The 19,131-nt window shown below is 64.8% G+C and carries 16 protein-coding genes; 6 read left to right on the forward strand and 10 right to left on the reverse strand.

The annotated features are described in order from the left end of the window. Positions 1-264: 264 nt before the first annotated feature. Positions 265-1,035 (forward strand): YceI family protein, encoded by a 771-nt coding sequence (locus AC1RDJ_RS17025; protein ID WP_493028205.1) that lies wholly within the window; start codon positions 265-267, stop codon positions 1,033-1,035. On the opposite strand, the gene AC1RDJ_RS17030 is transcribed toward AC1RDJ_RS17025, so the two are convergent. Beyond that, positions 998-1,627 carry a LysE family translocator gene (locus tag AC1RDJ_RS17030; protein ID WP_198043890.1) on the reverse strand — a complete coding sequence of 210 codons (630 nt, stop codon included), beginning with the start codon at positions 1,625-1,627 and terminating at the stop codon, positions 998-1,000. The two genes, AC1RDJ_RS17025 and AC1RDJ_RS17030, sit on opposite strands and share 38 nt — an antisense overlap. Positions 1,628-1,799: 172 nt before the next feature. Here AC1RDJ_RS17030 and AC1RDJ_RS17035 point away from each other — a divergent pair, with 172 nt between their 5' ends. After that, entirely contained in the window at positions 1,800-4,703 is a 2,904-nt protein-coding gene (locus AC1RDJ_RS17035; RefSeq protein WP_493028207.1) for a hybrid sensor histidine kinase/response regulator, read from the forward strand. On the opposite strand, the gene AC1RDJ_RS17040 is transcribed toward AC1RDJ_RS17035, so the two are convergent. Both AC1RDJ_RS17040 and AC1RDJ_RS17045 read right to left on the reverse strand, forming a co-directional pair. Next, positions 4,700-5,599: an alpha/beta hydrolase gene (locus AC1RDJ_RS17040; RefSeq protein ID WP_493028208.1), complete on the reverse strand. Its 900-nt coding sequence runs from the start codon at positions 5,597-5,599 to the stop codon at positions 4,700-4,702. The genes AC1RDJ_RS17035 and AC1RDJ_RS17040 overlap by 4 nt on opposite strands. Positions 5,600-5,643: 44 nt before the next feature. Continuing rightward, positions 5,644-8,781: an NAD(P)-binding protein gene (locus tag AC1RDJ_RS17045; protein ID WP_493028210.1), complete on the reverse strand. Its 3,138-nt coding sequence runs from the start codon at positions 8,779-8,781 to the stop codon at positions 5,644-5,646. Between the two features lie 216 nt (positions 8,782-8,997). Between AC1RDJ_RS17045 and AC1RDJ_RS17050 the strand changes: the two genes are divergently transcribed. Together AC1RDJ_RS17050 and AC1RDJ_RS17055 are read left to right on the forward strand one after the other, a co-directional pair. Continuing rightward, on the forward strand, positions 8,998-9,540 hold the full coding sequence (locus AC1RDJ_RS17050; RefSeq protein ID WP_493028211.1) for a phosphohydrolase: 543 nt from the start codon (positions 8,998-9,000) through the stop codon (positions 9,538-9,540). Positions 9,541-9,893: 353 nt separating this feature from the next. Then, positions 9,894-10,484, forward strand: coding sequence for a response regulator (locus tag AC1RDJ_RS17055; protein ID WP_232251165.1), 591 nt, complete (start codon positions 9,894-9,896; stop codon positions 10,482-10,484). Positions 10,485-10,901: 417 nt separating this feature from the next. On the opposite strand, the gene AC1RDJ_RS17060 is transcribed toward AC1RDJ_RS17055, so the two are convergent. Continuing rightward, positions 10,902-11,123 (reverse strand): hypothetical protein, encoded by a 222-nt coding sequence (locus AC1RDJ_RS17060; RefSeq protein WP_071322961.1) that lies wholly within the window; start codon positions 11,121-11,123, stop codon positions 10,902-10,904. A 224-nt stretch (positions 11,124-11,347) separates the two neighbouring features. Between AC1RDJ_RS17060 and AC1RDJ_RS17065 the strand changes: the two genes are divergently transcribed. Then, a complete protein-coding gene (locus AC1RDJ_RS17065; RefSeq protein ID WP_493028212.1) occupies positions 11,348-11,935 on the forward strand; it encodes a chromate transporter in 588 nt (195 codons plus the stop codon). Further along, positions 11,932-12,516, forward strand: a complete 585-nt coding sequence (locus AC1RDJ_RS17070) for a chromate transporter (protein WP_289885927.1) — start codon at positions 11,932-11,934, stop codon at positions 12,514-12,516. The genes AC1RDJ_RS17065 and AC1RDJ_RS17070 overlap by 4 nt, the downstream gene beginning before the upstream one ends. Positions 12,517-12,518: 2 nt before the next feature. On the opposite strand, the gene urtE is transcribed toward AC1RDJ_RS17070, so the two are convergent. From urtE to AC1RDJ_RS17100, 6 genes are all read right to left on the reverse strand, one after another. Further along, a complete protein-coding gene (gene urtE, locus AC1RDJ_RS17075) occupies positions 12,519-13,217 on the reverse strand; it encodes an urea ABC transporter ATP-binding subunit UrtE (RefSeq protein WP_071322958.1) in 699 nt (232 codons plus the stop codon). 3 nt (positions 13,218-13,220) lie between these two features. Beyond that, on the reverse strand, positions 13,221-14,051 hold the full coding sequence (gene urtD / locus AC1RDJ_RS17080) for an urea ABC transporter ATP-binding protein UrtD (RefSeq protein ID WP_493028213.1): 831 nt from the start codon (positions 14,049-14,051) through the stop codon (positions 13,221-13,223). Continuing rightward, on the reverse strand, positions 14,048-15,169 hold the full coding sequence (gene urtC / locus AC1RDJ_RS17085) for an urea ABC transporter permease subunit UrtC (protein ID WP_493028214.1): 1,122 nt from the start codon (positions 15,167-15,169) through the stop codon (positions 14,048-14,050). The genes urtD and urtC overlap by 4 nt, the downstream gene beginning before the upstream one ends. Beyond that, on the reverse strand, positions 15,166-16,767 hold the full coding sequence (urtB, locus tag AC1RDJ_RS17090) for an urea ABC transporter permease subunit UrtB (protein WP_493028215.1): 1,602 nt from the start codon (positions 16,765-16,767) through the stop codon (positions 15,166-15,168). The genes urtC and urtB overlap by 4 nt, the downstream gene beginning before the upstream one ends. Before the next feature lie 109 nt (positions 16,768-16,876). Continuing rightward, positions 16,877-18,130 carry an urea ABC transporter substrate-binding protein gene (gene urtA, locus AC1RDJ_RS17095; protein ID WP_493028216.1) on the reverse strand — a complete coding sequence of 418 codons (1,254 nt, stop codon included), beginning with the start codon at positions 18,128-18,130 and terminating at the stop codon, positions 16,877-16,879. A gap of 207 nt (positions 18,131-18,337) precedes the next feature. After that, positions 18,338-19,126 carry a DUF4349 domain-containing protein gene (locus AC1RDJ_RS17100; protein ID WP_493028217.1) on the reverse strand — a complete coding sequence of 263 codons (789 nt, stop codon included), beginning with the start codon at positions 19,124-19,126 and terminating at the stop codon, positions 18,338-18,340. Positions 19,127-19,131 lie beyond the last annotated feature (5 nt).

Here is a 19,131-nt window from a genome sequence, read left to right on the forward strand (position 1 = left end):
TTGTTAATTAATAATAATTATTTTCAATAATCTCCATTTCAATTCAGGCATGGCCGGCAGTTAATCCGTCATGCCGTTTCATTTTCGCCATGGCGGCCATGCCAGCGCCGCATGAAGTGCCCATGCCGCGCCGCGCATTGCGCTTGCCGCAGCGCCACGCGGCAGTGCGCGCATGCACGCAGGACTTTCCCGTGGCGGGCCGGATCGCTTACTATCGCCTCATCGCGCCTTGCGCCAACCTAGCGCCAATACCGGTCTCTGCCCATGCCTTGCCAGGAATTTCCGTTACTGCCCCCGATTCGTCGCCGCGCGCTGCTGGCCGGCGCCTGCGCCTTGCTGCTGGCAGCCTGTTCGCCATTTGCGCCGCCGCCCGCCGCCCAGCTCCCCGGCCCGCCCGCGCCGGCCGCGCCCCTCCCTTCCTGGCAGCAATCGGGCGTGCGCATGCTGTACCTCGCGCCGCAAGAATCGCTGCTGACCATCACCGTGCGGCGTGGCGGCGCGCTGGCGCGGCTCGGGCACGACCACGTGGTGGCCAGCCGCACCTTGCAGGGCACGGTGGCGCCCGCGCTGGGACGCGCGCAATTCCAGTTCAGGCTGGACGAGATGAGCGTGGATGAAGAGGAATTGCGCCAGGCGGCAGGCTTGACGACGACGCCGTCGGCCGACGCCATCGCCGGCACGCGGCACAACATGCTGGCGCGCGTTCTCGACGCCGAGCGCTATCCATGGGTGCGTGTCGAGGCGCGGCGCGAAAGCGGCAGCGAGGTGCTCGACGCCGACATCACCCTGCATGGCGTGACGCGCAGCGTGCGGGTGCCGGTGCAAATCACGGAGGCGGCCGACGGACGCCGGCTGCAGGCCAGCGGCAGCCTGCTGTTGAAACAGAGCGATTTCGGCATCGTGCCGTTCGCCATCCTGGGCGGCGCCATGGCCGTGCAGGACCAGATGGAACTGGCGTTCCGCATCACCGCCACGGACGATGCCGCCGCCGCCGGCCCTAGCGGGCCAGGATCAGGCGCAGGCCCAGGGCGATGAAGATGGTGCCGGCCACGCGGTCGAGCCACAGGCCGGCGCGCGGGCGGCGGTTCAGCCACGTGCCGACGGCGCCGGAGAAATAGCCGAGCAAACCGAACAGCACGCAAGCCTGGGCCGTAAACACGAGGCCCAGCTGCGCCGTCTGCCAGCTGGCGCTGCCCTGCCCCGTGACGATGAATTGCGGCAGGAACGACAGGAAGAACAGCACGACTTTCGGATTGATACTGTTGGCGAACAGGCCCTTGCCGAACAGGCGCAGCAGCGACTCGTCCGGCAGCGCGGCCGCGCCATCGACGTGCGCGCCGCCACGGCTGCGCAGGGCGCCGATACCGAGCCACACCAGGTACAGGCCGCCAGCCACTTTCAGCGCCGTAAACGCCGTGGGCGAAGCGGCCAGCAGGGCCGACACGCCGATGGTCGCCAGCACGGTATGCGTAAGGCAACCGAGGGCGCAGCCGAGGCCGAACGCCATGCCCTGGCGCCGCCCGCGCGACATGCCCACGCCCAGCACCATCAGGTTGTCGGGGCCGGGACTGGCGGTGATGAGGACGGCGGCGGCCAGGAAGGCCAGGAACTGGTCGGGACTGAGCATAATGACTCGCAGGCAAAAGGCGACATGATACCGGAGCCCGCCGCCGCCGCCATCGGAAAGATGCTTGCACGACATGAAATTGCGCGTGCATCACCGAGAGTCGATTAAAATGGGCACTCCATGAGCACAGGGCTTTGCCGCCTATCCCGCGCGACCATCACCACACCGACCGATGCCAGCCCACCCGCCACCATCCAGCCACAGCGCTTCCCATTCCCGCATCAGCGCCTGGCTATGGCGCTGGCTGCTCATGCTGGGCCTGCTGATCCTGGGCGGCGCCGGCCAGGCCGCGCCGCTGGCCCTGACGCCGCAAGGCATCCATCACCTGGGCAGCGGCGGCCAGCTGTTTCTCGCCAGCGACGATGTGGCGCCCGCCGATGCGGCCGCCCTGCCCGCCTGGCTGGCGCGCCAGCGTCCGGCCACCGGCGTCGACCTGTTCGGCGGCGCCTACTGGCTGGTCGCGCAGGTGCGCAACGACAGCGCCCAGAGCGCCTGGGTCATCGACCCGAACGACACCCTGATCGACCTGGTCGACATCCATGTGTATGGCCCCGGTCCGCACAGCCCGCCGCAGACCCTGCTGACGGGCTACCAGCGCCCGCACGAATATTTGCTGCATTACGGCAAGAACGTGCAGCTGGAACCGGGCGCCACCTACGCCGTCCTGATCCATTTTTCCAGTCCCTACTATGCGCGCGCGCCCATGTTCGGCGTGCGGACGCAAGCGGATTACCGCAAGCTGGTGGGCAAGGAAAACTTCCTGATGGTGGCCTCGATCGGCGCCCTGCTGGCGCTGGGCCTGTTCAATTTCTTCATCTTTTCCATCACGCTGGAAAAGGCCTCGGCGTACTACGCGCTGTACGTGCTCACGTATGGCCTGGCCTGGGCCATGACCTTCCACGTCTTCGCCGACCTGTTCGACTGGCACATGCTGCAGCTGCATTACGTGCCCTTCTTCCTGCTGCCCGTCTTCAGCACCCTGTTCTACACGCATTTCCTGCGCCTGCGCGAATACTCGCCGCTGCTCGACCGCATCAGCAAGGTCAACCTGGTGCTGCCCCTGCTGCTGCTGCCCAGCTGTTTCTTCGCCCTGCAATATGCGCACACGCTGGCCACCATCGTCATCACCATCTGGATGCTGCTGGCGCTCACCTGCGGCATCGTCGTCTGGTGCCGCGGCTACCAGCCGGCGCGCTTCTTCGTGCTCGCCTTCGTCGCCCTGATGCTGCCCGGCTTTCTGATCCTGCCGGCCAACCTGGGCCTGATGCCGGCCATGGTGGCCAACGCCCAGCTGGTGACCCTGCTCGGCGGCACCCTCGACGGCCTGCTGCTGGCCTTTGCCCTGGCCGACCAGATCCGCCTGCTGCGCAACAACCTCGAGCAGCGCGTGCGCGAACGCACGCTGGCGCTCACCCTCAGCAACGACGCCCTGCTGACGGCCAAGGAACATGCGGAAGTGGTCAGCCGCCACCGCATCGATTTCCTGTCGGCCATGAGCCACGACATCCGCACGCCGCTGGCCGGCGTCATCGGCATGCTGAAATTCGCCCTGCGCGACCAGTCCATCCGCGGGCGCACACAGGAATACCTGCGCATCGGCCTGCACAATGGCGAGTCGCTGCTGACCATCCTCAATGACATCCTCGATTTCTCGAAGATCGACGCCGGCAAGCTGACCCTGGAAACGCTGGACTTCGACTTGCTGGCCCTGATCGGCGACGCGGCCGGCATCGTGCAGGGCCAGGCCGACGCCAAGAGCCTGCTGCTGCGCCGCGAACTGGCGCTGGACCTGCCCCGCTATGTGCGCGCCGACCCCACCCGTTTGCGCCAGATCCTCATCAACCTGCTGGGCAATGCGCTGAAGTTCACGGCGAATGGCGAAGTGCTGCTGGAAGTGCGGCGCGCCCGCACGCCGCCGCGCCGCGATGGCCGCAGCGAGATCGAATTCATCATCAGCGACACGGGCCCCGGCATCGACGCCGACACCTTGCCGCGCCTGTTCCAGAAATTCGAGCAAGCCGACCACTCCACCACGCGCCGCTACGGCGGCACGGGCCTCGGCCTGGCCATCTGCAAGGAGCTGGTCGAACTGATGCAGGGCAGCATCGGCGTGGAAAGCCGCGTCGGCATCGGCTCGCGCTTCCATTTCACGCTGCCGCTGCAGGAGGGCAGCGCGCCGGCGGCCGACGCCCGCCTGGCGCCGCGCCATGCACACCACGCCTGCCGCCTGCGCATCCTGTGCGCCGAGGATGTGCGCACCAACCAGATCATCATCGGTACCTTGCTCGAGGCCATGGGACATGCCGTGACCATCGTGGAAAACGGCGAGCAGGCGCTGCAGGCGCTGGGCACGGGCACCTACGATTGCGTGCTGATGGATGGCCGCATGCCGCTGATGGATGGCGAGCAGGCCGCGCGCCTGATCCGCGACGGCGGCAATGCCAGTTTCCCGATTCCCGACGCGCACATCCCCATCATCGCGCTGACGGCCAACGCCAGCGAACATGACCGGCAACGCTACCTGGAGGCCGGCATGGACGACTTCCTCAGCAAGCCGGTCGACGAAGCGCTGCTGTTTGAAAAAATCGACACCGTCATCGACCTGCTGCTGGCGCGCGGCCAGGCGCTGCCGCCCGCCCTGCCCGTCGACGACGACATGCTGGCGCGCCAGTTCGGCCTGGACGGCGCCGACGCCGGCGCCAAGGCAGACGCGCCGGCGCCCGCCGATCCCATGACGGCGCCCGTGCATATCCTGCCGCTGGCAGGCCTGTCGCCGCAGCACTTGCAGCGCATCGCGCAAGCCTTCCTGGTGGAGGCGCCGCGGCGCCTGGACCTGGCCTGCCACGCCGTGCGCAACGGCAACGCCAGCGCGGCGGCGGCCGCCTTCCACGCCTTGAAGGGCAGCGCCGGCTACCTGAGCCGCCCCACCCTGCACGGCCTGTGCCACCAGATGGAAACGCTGGCATCGAACGGCCAGCTCGACAACGTGGAGCAATTCCTGCCGCATATCGAAGCGGCGCTGGCCGAGGCGCGGCGCGACCTGGGCGACCAGCCAGGCAGGGTCGCCGCCGGCTAATCGAGCCAGCCGTTCCCCCGCAGCCACGCCAGCAGCAAGGGCGGCCAGGCGGCCGGCTCGCTGCCCGGCTTGCCCAGTCCCCAGCCATGGCCGCCGTGCTGGAACAGGTGCAGCTCGACGGGCACGCCGACGCGGCGCAGGGCGGCGGCCATCAGCAGGCTGTTGTCGGGTGCGGCGATGGGGTCGTCCAGCGCCTGCGCCAGGAACACGGGCGGCGTGCGCGCATCGACCTGCCGCTCCACCGACAGCGCGTCGCGCGCGCCCGGCGCGGGATGGGCGCCCAGCAACTGCTTCTTCGCGTGCGTCGTGTCGAACGGCGGCTGCATGGTCAGCACCGGATACAGCAACACGGCAAAGGCGGGCCGCGCCGACGCCGCATCTTGCGCATCGACGGGCGCATACAGGCTGGCGTCCGGCGTGGCCGCCGTCATGCCGGCCAGGTGCGCGCCGGCGGAAAAGCCGAGGATGCCGATGCGCGCCGGGTCGAGGCTCCACTCGGCGGCGCGCGAGCGTATCAAACGCATGGCGCGCTGCGCATCCTGGAATGGCGCGGCCGTCCCGCCGCCCTCCTGCGGCAGCCGGTACACGAGTTCAAACGCCGTGACGCCCTGCGCCTGCAGCCAGGCGGCGGCCGGGCCGCTTTCCTTGCCCGCCTCGATATGCGCATAGCCGCCGCCGCTGACCAGCAGGATGGCCAGGCCATTCGGCCGCGCCGGGCGGTGCGCGATCAGATAGGGCTCGCTTACCTGCGTGATGGAACCCCTGGCGCTGTCGCGCTGCGGGCCCGCCGCCGCGCCGCCAGGCGGCGCGCCCGGCCACAGCACGATCGCGCCGGGCGGCGCGGCGCCGGCATGCAGGTTGGTACAGATCAGGCACAGCAATAGCAGGCGTCGCATGGATATCCTCGCGCAGGGGACAATGAAACGCCATCATAGCAAGCCTAGAAATCCGTCTCGCCCTGGATCACGGCCGGATACCCGCTCATGGCGCGCGACGTCTGCATGCCCGCCATCACGGCCGCCTCCACGCAGCCCGCGTTGATGCCGGTCCTGATCCAGTCGCCCGTCAGGAACAGGTTGCTGAAGCCCGACTGGTCGGTGGCCAGCCGGTACTGCGTGCTGTTCACCACCGACATCACGTAGCGCTCGGACGGATCGACGTTCGCGCGCCAGTACTGGCTGTCGAAGCGGGCCGGTCCCGTGCCCGCCTTCGCATCGACCAGCCACTGCCAGGGAAAGCCGCCGGGTCCGCCCGCCTCGGGCCACAGCGCGCCGATGTCGCGCTCCAGCTGGTGCAGCGCGCCCTGTTTCGCCCGCTCGGCGCAGCGCGCCGGGAAACCCGTATCCGTCACGGGCGGATAGCTGTCGACGGGGAAGGCGCTGCAAAAGTAGGACACATTCTTCGGCGCCAGGCCCGCCGGCCAGTCTTCATGCGCCAGCAACTGGTCCATCGGCGCCCACGTGTCGTAGGGTTCCGTAAAGGCCGACAGCACCGGCTGCTGGCCCTTCGGCTGCGTGGTCCAGCCCATCTGCGCCAGGTTCTTGTTCAGCCATACCTGGTACGCCTGCGTGGCCACCGTCTTCACCTTCTCGACGCTCAGCTTCAAGGCCGGGCTTTGCACCAGCAGCTGCGGGCACAGGGCCGGCAGCGAGCCGATCGAGATGCCGAACACCACCTTGTCGAAATCGACGCCCTTCTTCAATACCGTGGCGGGCAGCGCGCGGCCGAACGCCTGCTGGTACTGCTGCGGCCAGTCGCTCCAGTACGACTCCAGGTTGACCTCCTGCTCCTGCAGCAGGGCCGCCTGCGCCGGGTCGAGCTGGGCGTAATCGGGCGCGCTGGGCCAGCAAGCCAGGCCTTTCACGTCGACCAGCGGCGCATAGCCGGCGGCCGGGTCGCGCAACTGCGCCTGCTCGGTGATGCGAATGCTGTCGATGTCGCCCGCGCCCGGCACCAGTTCCTCGACGCGCTGGAAGAACTTGAATTTCACGCCGCGCTTTTCCAGCACCTCGTACAGCGGCGTGAAGATCGTGTCGCCCATGCCGGCCTGCATCTTGAACATGATGCCGCCCTTGTAGGCCAGGCCGATGCGCGCCATCGCCCGCAGCAAGGTGCCCGCCTCGATGTTCGGCTTTGCAAAGTCGCCGCCCTCGTAGGCGAAGACCAGGTCGTAGAAGCCGCGCACGGGCGCTGAATTGACGCTGAACTGCTCGTCGCCGCCATGCTTGCGCAGCCAGTCGCGGAAATCGATGTCGTTGATGACGTCGAAGCCGTTCTTGAACACGCCATCCTCGAACATGCCCTTCATCACCGTGATGCCCAGGTCCAGGCAAATGAACAGGCGGCGCAATTCGTCGTCGCCGTCGATCAGCGCGCGGTAGCGCAGGCGCAGCCAGGCGCGGATGCCGTTCAGGGTGCTGGCCAGCAGCTGGTGGCGGGCCTGGTCGTGGCGCGCGGAATCGGGCGCCAGGTCGGCCACCAGCGCCGCCAGGGCGCCCACGGACAGGCCCACGTCCAGCCCCAGCTCGTCGGCCTGCCCCACCACTTCGTCGGCCAGGCGGCGCAGCCAGCCCGGCCACACACCCTCGCCCTGCGAGGCGCTGGCGCGGACGATGCGCGCGTCCGCGTCCGCCACCTGCCGGATCTGGCGTATCCACTGCTCGATCCAGCCCACCATGGCGATGGCCATCTGCCACAGGGTGATGTCCTCGCCGCCCTCGCCCGGCTCGCCCGGCAGGGTGGGAAAGACGATGGACCAGTTGCGCCACTGCCCCTTGACGTCTTCCGACAGGGCCACGTAATCGTGCTGCTTGAAGGCGTCGCGCCAGGTGGCCAGCGGCGCGCCGGGCGGGCGCTCCAGGCTGGCATACGCTTCCTTGATCATCTTGAAGGCGTTCGCATAAAAGCCGAACCAGATGTGCAGGCCATGCTCCTCGATGCGCTGGCCCACTTGCGCATTGCGCCCGCTGGCGCCCTTGCCGCCGAGGCGCCAGCCCAGCTGGTAGACGGTGATGTCGTGCTGGTTTTGCCAGCCCGGCTGGTTCGTCAGATAATACGCGGTGGTCATGGCCGCCACGCCGCCGCCGAGGATGGCGATCTTTTCCGGCGCGATGCTCGAATTGTCGACCAGCTCCTCGCCCGGCATGGCCGTGAAGTCGAAGTTCACGTTGAACGGCAGGATCGCCGCCTGCGGCCCCAGCTTCAGGCCCAGGGTCTGGTCCAGCGGGAAGCTGTCGAACGCGTGCACCGTGCATTCGTATTCATAGCCGAGCAGGCGCGCACTGTGCAGGCGGTTGACCTCGGCCGGCGCGGCCACCAGGGCCTGGTACACGGCCTTCACGCCCGCGCTGTCGGGAAACTGCTTGAGGAAGATCTGGTCGATGCGGGGGTTGCGCAACAGCGACAGAATATCGGCCCAGCCGGCTTGATCCATGTCAAAGAAGTCGGGAATGGACAGGAAGAGCTGGAACGCCTGCTCGATGAGCTCGAGGAAACTGTTGACGCTCTTGTGCGGCCCCGTCTGCACGGTGGCATTGACTTCCAGCAGCGGGTGCAGGGCCAGTTTCGTTTCCGGCGAAAAATGCTGGAAACCCTTGGCGGCCACGGAACAGCGCAGCGGCTCGCTGCCGGCCGCGGGAATCTCGTAGTCGCACAGGTATTTCGGATAGCCGAACAGTTCGCGCCCGTTGATCAGGGCCATGGCGTCGTCCACGAAAATATGGCACGGGTACCAGTAGATGTGCGCCAGCTTGCCCGCCGCATCCATCTGCCCCACCATGATCCAGGTGACGATGTCGACTTCCGTGATCCAGCCCTTGGCCTGGTCGACAGGATTGGCCGAGTCCGCATGGTTGACGCGCGTAAAGGTCAGCATCACATACGGCGACAGGGCTTTCAGGGTCATGCGCTGGCCCGCCACCTGGTTCAAGGTGGTATTGACGGTGGCCTGCAGCTTCGCCAGCTCGCCCTTGACGAAATAACCGAACATTTCCGACTGCTTCAACTGCAGCGGCGAATGCATCATCACCGAGCCGCCCTGATAGATGTACGAAGGTCTTGCCGAAGGTATCGCCGCCATTGCTCTGCCCCTAATGTAAGTTTCAGACAAACAAGATTCTCATAGTGTATTTGAGAAATATCAATGAATGATATGAAATTAATTAAAGGAAATGCCAACATGCATAGGCTTAGCAGAAGCGGCTGGCGGCGGCTGGCGGAGCCCTGCGGGAAGGCGGATCGCCGTCATCCGGTGTACGATGGATCATCCATGCACAGCAGGCTAAGCGATCCAGCAATGATTACCACCGACTACGTTTCCACCTTTTCCGGCAACCGTTTTTATCCCTTGCGCCCGCATATCGACAAGGTTGCCATCGAGGATATCGCCCACGGCCTCGCCTACCAGTGCCGCTTCAATGGCCAGACGCAAGTGTTTTATTCCGTGGCCCAGCACAGCCTGATCGTTGCCAGCCTCGTGCCGCCACCGCTGCGCCTGGCCGCCCTGCTGCACGACGCGGCCGAAGCCTACCTGGGCGACATGGTCAAGCCGCTGAAGGTGCTGCTGCCGGAATTTGCCGCGCTGGAAGACAAGGTCAGCGCCATCATCGCCGCCACCTACGGCCTGGATTTCTCCGATTACGCGCCCATCAAGCGGGCCGACCTGATCGCGCTGGCCACGGAAAAGCGCGACCTGATGCCCCACTCGGCCGAACGCTGGGCCTACCTTGACGGCATCGCCCCCTTGCCCGGTATAATCGACGCCATGGGACCGGCCGAAGCCAAGCAACGCTTCCTGCATGCGTTTGCCGCGCTGACAGCGTCTGGCCAGGCCGCGTGAAGCAGGCTCGCCATCGGCCCCTAAGCCCCGGTTTTTGCACGGCTTTTTTAGATATCCACAGCAACTGTGGATAAAGTTGTTGATAAGCCCCTCTTGACAAGCCGCAACGCCAGTATTGATGCGGGTTTCAACAATTTGCTGATTTCACAGGCATTTTTTTACCCCAATGAAATCAATGACTTGCAGTCAGGTTTTTGCGCTTGATCAAAGTTTCTTTGCCACCATGAAAATATATTTTTGCCGCGAAGGCGGGCAGCGGCTGGCACGAGCTTGCCTGAACAGCATTGTTTTGACAAACCCCGCGGACTGGCATAGTGTGGAGTAGGCGGGCACGATCAACGTTGGATAAATGCATGGATATGGATAGCGACAGCAAGACGGCAGGCGAACCGGACTGGTTGGTGGACGAGCCGCTGCACAGCGACACCGCGCCCGAAGCGGCCAGCGCCCCGCCCTGGCGCGTGCTGATCGTCGACGACGATGTCGACGTGCACGTGGTGACCAAGTTCGCCCTGAGCCAGGCCAGCTTCCAGGGGCGCAGGCTGAGTTTTCTGCACGCGTATTCGGGCGCCGAGGCGCTCACCGTGCTGCGCGGCACGCCCGACATCGCCGTCGTGCTGCTCGACGTCATCATGGAAACCCAGGATGCCGGCCTGCAAGTGGCGCGCCAGATCCGCGAGGAGTTGCACAACAGCGCCGTGCGCATCATCCTGCGCACGGGCCAGCCCGGCCAGGCACTCGAACACCGCATCATCATCGACTACGACATCAACGATTTCTGGTGCAAGACCGACTTGACGACGCGCAAGCTGTTTACCACCGTGATCGCTTCGCTGCGCACCTACGCCACGCTGCGCGAAGCGCAGCAGCAGGTGAGCGACCTGGCCGCGGCCCTGGCCCGGCGCGGCGACCAGGCCGCCTTGCCATCCGGCGGCAAGCCGTAGGCGGCGCGCGCTACTTTTAGTCAAAAAACAAGAGCACTGGATGGGCATACAGCCCTTGCTCACGGCCGCTTTTCCCCGCTCGCGGCGGCAAATCGCAGACGCTGATTTGCCTCAATATCCTAAGTGGCGGATTGTTAAGCGCTTTTTCAGATATCCACACGGACTGTGGATATCTTTGTGGATAAGCGCCTATTGACAGCCCTCAAAGCCGCAGCCAGTGCGGCTTTCAATAAACTGCTCAATCAAACAGCAAAAATAAAACAGAATAAAATCAAACACTTAGAAACTCACACATAATCACATGAAAATTATTTCGGCAATTTCGCTAACCCATCATTTGTGCATAACTGAGCCGTAATGATCAATTCGATAACGCCGGGGTCGGCGCTACCGGCAACACAGTTGCTGCACAGATACTCAATGCACGGTCTGGCGCCGCTGCTCCGGATGCAGCAGCACGCGCTCGATCAGTACAGGGTCGATATTGTATGACTTCAGGTATTCCAGCGCACACAAGGTGCTGAAGGCAGCCTGCACGGCGATACCCAGGTTGACGATATCGCACATCTTCTGGTCGACCCTGGCATGGCGCGCCACTGTCTTGTCGGGCATATGCAGCGTTTCTTGGGAATTAAGCATGGTAGACAACTCCTGCGAAGGGGGACATGGGGGCGGGAAAGGCGCAGCGGGTGGAAGCCCGGCGCCCGTACGGACATGGACAGCGGCAGTATTGCCGATAAAGTATTGCCGATAAATTCTCGATGTCAATGGCAGGCGAACATGAGCCACGGCTTTTTTTCCTGCCGCCACAGTCCTTCCTGAAAGCGATGGACAAGCGCGCTCGGCCACGGTGATAATCAGCCATGTCCTCGCCCTCCCCCGCCCCGTCCGACCTCCCCCGCCCGCAGCCCGCCTCGCTTGCCGACCTGTTTTTCTCGTTCACCTGGCTGGCCCTGCAGGGTTTCGGCGGCGTGCTGGCCGTGATCCAGCGCGAGATGGTGGAACGCAAGCGCTGGCTGACGCAGGAGGAATTCCTCGAGGACTGGGCCGTGGCGCAAATCATGCCCGGCCCGAACGTGATCAACCTGTCATTGATGGTGGGTGGGCGCTATTTCGGCTTGAAAGGCGCGCTCACGGCCATGGCCGGCATGCTGGCCGTGCCGCTCGTCATCGTGCTCGTGCTCGGCGTGCTGTACACGCGCCTCGGCGCCAACCCGCAGGTGGCGGGCGCCTTGCGCGGCATGGCCGCCGTCTCGGCCGGCATGATCGCCGCCACGGGCGTGAAACTGGCTGCCGCGCTGGGCAAGCACCCGCTGTCCCTGTGGCTGACCTTGCCCCTCGCCGGGCTGGGCGTGCTGATGGTGGCCGTGCTGCGCTGGCCCCTGCTGTACATCCTGCTGGGGCTCGGTGGCATCGGCTGCTGTTTGACCTACCGCAAGCTGTCGCCATGAACCCGCCCGTGCAACTGGTGTTGAGCACGGCGGACTGGCTGAACCTGTTCGGCCACTATCTGATGCTGTCCATGATGTCGATCGGCGGCGCCATATCCACCACGGCGGAAATGCACCGCTTCCTCGTCGAACAGCACGGCTGGCTGACGCAGGTCCAGTTCAATGAGTCGATCGCCATCGCCCAGGCCGCACCAGGCCCCAACGTACTGTTCGTCGCCCTGATGGGCTGGAACGTGGGCATGAACGCGGGCAGCTACGCGGCCGCCTATTTCGGCGTATTCGTGACCATGGTCGGCATCATGTTGCCCAGCACCACCCTCACCTACGTGGCGGCCCGCTGGGCCTACCGCAACCGCGACCTGCGCCCCGTGCGCGCCTTCAAGCAAGGCATGGCGCCCATCGTCGTCGCCCTGCTCATTTCCACCGGCATGATACTGGGCGGCGCCAACCATACCCTGGCCACCGACTGGCCCCTGTGGAGCCTGTCCATCGTCGCGGGCATCCTCATCTGGCGCACGAAGATTCATTTGCTGTGGCTGCTGGCGGCCGGCGCCGTGCTGGGCTGGTTCCAGCTCGTCTGACCTCACACGGCCAGGTGCCGCTTCACCTCGTCGCCCGCCATCTGCGCCGCCGTGCCGCTGGCGACGACACTGCCGCGCGAGAGCACGATAAACTCGTCAGCCAGTTCACGGGCGAAATCGAAATACTGTTCGCACAGCACGATGGCCATGTCGCCACGCTGTTTCAGCAGCGCGATCACGCGGCCGATATCCTTGATGACGGAGGGCTGAATGCCTTCCGTCGGCTCGTCGAAGATGATCAATTGCGGCTCGGCCAGCAAGGCGCGCGCGATGGCCAGTTGCTGCTGTTGCCCGCCGGACAGGTCGCCGCCGCGCCGCTGCAGCATCTCTTTTAATACCGGAAACAGTTCATACACGTGCGGATCGATGCGCGAAGCCTGCCTGCCCTTCCTGGCCGCCATGCCCATCAGCAGGTTTTCCTCGACCGTCAGTCGCGCAAAGATGTCGCGCCCCTGCGGCACGTAGGCGATGCCCAGCCTGGCGCGCGCATGCGGCGCCAGCCGCGTGATGTCGCGGCCATTGAATATCACCTTGCCCTGCGCCACGGGCAACACGCCCATCAGGCATTTCAGGAGCGTCGTCTTGCCCACGCCATTCCTGCCCAGCAAGGCCAGGCATTGGCCCTGGCGCGCCGTGAGATTGACACCGCGCAAAGTGTGCGAGGAGCCATAATATTGGTTCAGTTGTTCGACTTCCAGCATGGCTTACCTTCCCAAGTAGACTTCGATGACGCGCTCGTCGGCTTGCACCTGCTCCATGCGGCCCTGCGCCAGCACGGACCCTTCGTGCAGCACGGTGACGATGCCCTGCTGTGCGATGTCCGTGACGAAACCCATGTCATGCTCGACCACCATGATGGAATGTTTGCCGCGCAATTCATTGAGCAGCTCGGCCGTGCGCGCCGTTTCCGCATCCGACATGCCGGCCACGGGCTCGTCCAGCAGGATCAGCTGCGGCTCCTGCATCAGCAGCATGCCGATTTCCAGCCACTGCTTTTGCCCATGCGACAGCAAGCTAGCCAGCCGCGCCTCGTGGCCATTGAGGCGGATCAAGCGCAATATGGATGCGATCTTGCCTTCCTGCTCGGACGTGATCCGGGCAAACAAGGTGGGCGCCACGCGCTTGTCCATCTTCATGGCCAGCTCCAGGTTGTCGAACACCGTATGCTGCTCGAACACGGTGGGACGCTGGAACTTGCGGCCGATGCCCGCGTGGGCGATCTCCACCTCCGTCATGGCGGCCAGGTTCATGGTCTGGCCGAACCAGGCCGTGCCGGACGTGGGCCGCGTCTTGCCGGTGATCACATCCATCATCGTCGTCTTGCCCGCCCCGTTCGGGCCGATAATGCAGCGCAACTCGCCCACGGAAATATCGAGACTGAGCTTGTTGATGGCCTTGAAGCCGTCGAATGCGACGGTGATGTCTTCCAGGTAAAGAATGGCGCCATGCGTCGTGTCGACGCCCTCGCCTTTCACGCGCGAGTAGGTCGGGCCAGCTTCGGCGCTGGCCATGCCGGGCAACATGCGGATGCTCATGCGGCCTCCTCCGCCACGACGGCAGTCTTGTTGCGCTTGAGCTTGCGCAATACACCGAGCATGCCCTGCTGCATGAACAGGGTGACGACGATGAACAGCAAGCCCAGCGCGAACAGCCACAGTTCCGGCATGGCCGCCGTGAACCAGCTCTTCAAGCCGTTCACGGTAAAGGCGCCCAGGATGGGGCCGATCAGGGTGCCGCGCCCGCCCACGGCCACCCACACCACCATTTCGATGGAATTGGCCGGCGACATTTCGGACGGGTTGATGATGCCCACCTGCGGCACGTACAGGGCGCCGGCGATGCCGCACAGCATGGCGGACAGGGTCCAGACAAATAGCTTGAACCACAGCGGGTTGTAGCCGAGGAACATCAGCCGCGCCTCGCTGTCGCGCACGCCCTGCAAGACCCTGCCCAGCTTGGATGTCACGATGGCGCGCGCGCCCACCAGCGCGGCCAGCAGGATGGCCAGGGTCAGCAGGAACAGCACGGCGCGGGTGGCGGGCGCCGTGACGCTGTGGCCCAATATCGTCTTGAAGTCCGTGAAACCGTTGTTGCCGCCAAAGCCGGTGTCATTGCGGAAGAACAGGAGCATGAAGGCATACGTCATGGCCTGCGTGATGATGGAAAAATACACGCCCTTGATGCGCGAACGGAAGGCAAAGTAGCCAAACACAAAGGCCAGCACGCCCGGCACCAGCACGACCAGCGCCATGCAGTACCAGAAATGGTCGGTAAACGCCCAGTACCACGGGTAGGTTTTCCAGTCGAGAAAGACCATGAAGTCGGGCAAGCTGCTGCGGTACTGGCCCTGCTCGCCGATGGCGCGCATCAGATACATGCCGTGCGCATACGCGCCCAGCGCAAAGAACACGCCGTGTCCCAGCGACAGGATGCCCGTGTAGCCCCACACGAGGTCCAGCGCCAGCGCGGCCAGCGCGTAGCACAGGAACTTGCCCACCAGCGCCACCGTGTAGGCGGACACATGCAGCGCATGCCCGTCAGGAAAGAGCAGATTGAAAACTGGCAGCATGGCCGCCAGCACCGTGCAGGCGGCAATCGCCATCCACATCGGCAGCGTGAACAGGCCAGCCTGGACTCGATAGGAGGTAATCATTCGACGCTGCGTCCCTTCATGGCAAACAGGCCCTGCGGCCGGCGCTGGATAAAAATGATGATGAATATCAAAATGGCGATCTTCGCCAGCACGGCGCCCGCCACCGGCTCGAGGAATTTATTCACTTCGCCCAGGCCCAGCGCGGCGATGACCGTGCCGGCCAGCTGGCCCACGCCGCCCAGCACCACCACCATGAAGGAATCGACGATATAGCTTTGCCCCAGGTCCGGCCCCACATTGCCCAGCTGCGACAGCGCCACGCCGCCCAGCCCGGCGATGCCGGAACCGAGGCCAAAGGTCAGCATGTCGACCTTGCCCGTGGCCACGCCCACGCAGTCGGCCATGCGGCGGTTTTGCGTGACGGCGCGCACGAACAGGCCCAGCCGCGTCCTGTTCAGGATCAGCCACACGGCCGCCACGACGACGATGGCAAAGCCGATGATGGCCAGGCGGTTGTACGGCAGCACGAGGCCGCCCAGCACGGTGACGCCGCCCGACATCCAGGCCGGGTTGGCCACTTCCACGTTTTGCGCGCCAAAGATCGTGCGCACCAGCTGCATGAGGATCAGGCTGATGCCCGAGGTGGCCAGCAAGGTTTCCAGCGGCCGCCCGTACAGCCAGCGGATCACCGTGCGCTCGAGCGCCACGCCGACCAGGCCGGCCACGAGAAAGGCGGCCGGCAAGGCGGCCAGCAAATACGCATCCTGCATGGCGGGCAAGTAGGTGCGGAAAAACAGCTGGCACAGATACGTCGTGTAAGCGCCTATCATCAGCAGTTCGCCATGCGCCATGTTGATGATGCCCATCAAGCCGAATGTGATGGCCAGGCCCAGCGCCGCCAGCAGCAGCACGCTGCCCAGCGAGATGCCGTAAAACACATTGCCGGCGATCTCCATGCGCGACACTCGTCCCTTGATCTGGCGCATGGTGTCGATGGCCGCCAGCTGCACGGCTTCATCGGGCTCGCTGGCCTTGCCATCGGCACCGCGCTCCAGCATGGCGTGCAGCACGGGCAGCAGGCGCGCATCGCTGCTGCCCGCCAGCGCCTGCACGGCTTGCCTGCGCGTAGCCGCGTCCGGCGCCTGCAGGTTGGCGCTGGCGATCAGCACCTGCAAGATCTGTTTGATGTCAGCATCGTTTTCCTGCGCCAGCGCCGTGCGGATCAGGGGGAGCTGCGCGGGGTCGACGGCCTGTTGCAGCGCCTGCGCGGCAGCCAGGCGCGTGGCCCGTTCCGGCGCCAGCAGCTTCAGCCCCGACAGGGCGCCCGCCACGGCCGCACGCAAGCGGTTGTTGACCATCACGCCATCGATGCCATCGGGCAGCGGCACGCTCTTGCCGCTTGCCGGGTCATACGCTTGCTCGCCATCGACGATATACACCTGGCCGTCGGGCGCCGCATACAAGGCGTCGTCCTGCAAGGCTTGCAGGACGCGGATGGCCTCGGGCGTGGCGAGGGCGGCGATCTGCGCGACGGCGGCCACGCGGGCGTCGGGGTCGTCGCCGGCCAGCGGCTTGAGCAGGTCGGGAGGGATGGCGGCCTGCGCGAGCGGGAATATCAATAGACAGGCAAGGAGCAGCAGTTTGGGAATGAACCTCATTGTAAGTTCCATGGAAAAACTGCACGGGGCGAGCGCTTACCCCAAAGGCGAGGACTGGGGTCGGCCCCTCAGGATCCGACCCCGGCATTTGCTGGTGGGTGAATAGCGTCTACAGCTTCTGCTTGCCCTCATTGCCCTTGATAAATGGGCTCCACGGCTGGGCGCGTATCGGCTCCCTGGTTTTCCACACGACATTGAATTGCCCATCGGCCTTGATCTCGCCTATCATCACGGGCTTGTGCAAGTGGTGATTCGTCGCATCCATGGTCAGGGTAAAGCCCGATGGTGCTTTCACGCTCTGGCCCGCCATGGCGGCGATCACCTTGTCCGTGTCCGTCGATTTCGCCTTTTCCACGGCTTGTGCCCACATGTGGATGCCGACATAGGTCGCTTCCATCGGGTCGTTCGTCACGACCGAAGCCGCGTTCGGCAACTTTTGCGCCACGGCATACGCCTTCCACTGCTTGATGAAGGCCGTGTTGACGGGATTCTTGACGGATTCGAAATAATTCCACGCCGCCAGATGCCCCAGCAGCGGCCTGGCATCGATGCCGCGCAGCTCTTCCTCGCCCACGGAAAACGCGACGACGGGCACGTCGGTGGCTTTCAAGCCCGCATTGCCCAGCTCCTTGTAGAACGGCACGTTGGAATCGCCATTGATGGTGGAAATGACGGCCGTCTTGCCGCCCGCGGAAAACTTCTTGATGTTGGCGACGATCGTTTGATAGTCGGCGTGGCCGAATGGCGTGTAGACCTCGCTGATATCGCTGTCCTTGACGCCTTTGCTTTTCAGGAAGGCGCGCAGGATCTTGTTGGTGGTGCGCGGATACACATAATCCGTGCCCAGCAGCACGAAACGCCTGGCGCCGCCGCCATCCTTGCTCATCAGGTATTCCACGGCCGGGATCGCCTGCTGGTTCGGTGCGGCGCCCGTATAAAACACATTCTTTTCCAGTTCCTCACCCTCGTATTGCACGGGGTAGAACAGCAGGCTGTTGAGTTCCTTGAACACCGGCAAGACCGACTTGCGCGACACGGACGTCCAGCAGCCGAACACGACAGCCACCTTGTCCTGCGCCACCAGCTGGCGCGCCTTTTCCGCGAACAGCGGCCAGTTCGATGCCGGGTCGACGACGACGGCTTCCAGCTTCCTGCCCAGCACGCCGCCCTTGGCATTGATTTCCGCAATCGTCATCAAGGCCACGTCTTTCAGCGACGTTTCGGAAATGGCCATGGTGCCCGACAAGGAGTGCAAGATGCCCACCTTGATCGTGTCGGCGGCCAGCGCCGCCTGCGTGAATACCGAGGCGGCCAGGGCCAGTGCGCCTGCTGCTGCCGCTTTCAAGATGATGCGTCGTGACATGGAGACTCCTGTGGTGGGTGCGTGGTTGTCGGACTGGGGCATACGCTGTTGTTAAAGCAGAATGCATGCCAGCGCCGGCAGGCGTGCGGCATGGGGCGCGCGCCACGCCATGGTGCACCCGAGACAATCCCGCACGAAAAAAAACCTGGCTGCACAAGGACTGTGCAGCCAGGTTTCAACTTGCCGTAAAACGGTGCGCCGGGCGCGTCAAGCCTTGCGCGGCGCGGCGCGCAGGCGGCGCCAGCCCTTGCGCCCCAGCGGGAACAGCAGCACGAAGGCAAGCAGCCAAGGCAGGATGTAGGCCATGGCCGTGATGGCGTTGGCCACGCCTTCCGACAGGTTCTCCGTGAAATTGCCCAGCGCGCGCTTGACGGGCGTCCAGAACGACTGGCGGCCTTCGGCGCTGATGGCCACGTTCAGCAAGTCCGTGTCGATGCGCTGCATCAACAGCGCGTTGGCCGCCGTCGCCTGCTCCAGCTCCACCTGCACGGTGGCCAGTTCCTTGGTCACCTTGATCAGGGCGTCGACATTCGCGCCCGAACGCTTTTCCAGGTCTTGCAGCTGCGCCTGGTATTGCTTGAGCATGTCCAGGCGCTTCTTGCTGTCGAGCACGGGGCGGCCCAGGTCTTCCACCTTGGTGCCCTGGCTGATGACGTCGCCTTCGGCGGCAACGAGCGCGACGAGCTTCCTGATGCCGGCCGGCTTGGCCCGCATGCTGATGCGCGCGTGCACGTAACGGCCGCTGTCGATGCCTGAATCGAGCAGCAGGCAGCCATTGTCCGTATCGGCCTTGCAGGCGGCGACCACTTTTTCATACAGGGGCCGCACCTGGGCCTCATGCGTATCGACGCTGACGTTGTGCTCATAGGCAAGAAACTCGCTGCCCTTTTCCTTGCCATCGAGGCGCGCGGCGCTCGATTGCCCGCCGCTCTCGCCCTTGCTGCCGCAACCGGCCAGCAGCAGGACGCCCATCAGACTCATATAGACTATTTTCATTATTG

The sequence above is a fragment of the Janthinobacterium sp. GW822-FHT07H10 genome, from assembly GCF_058798675.1.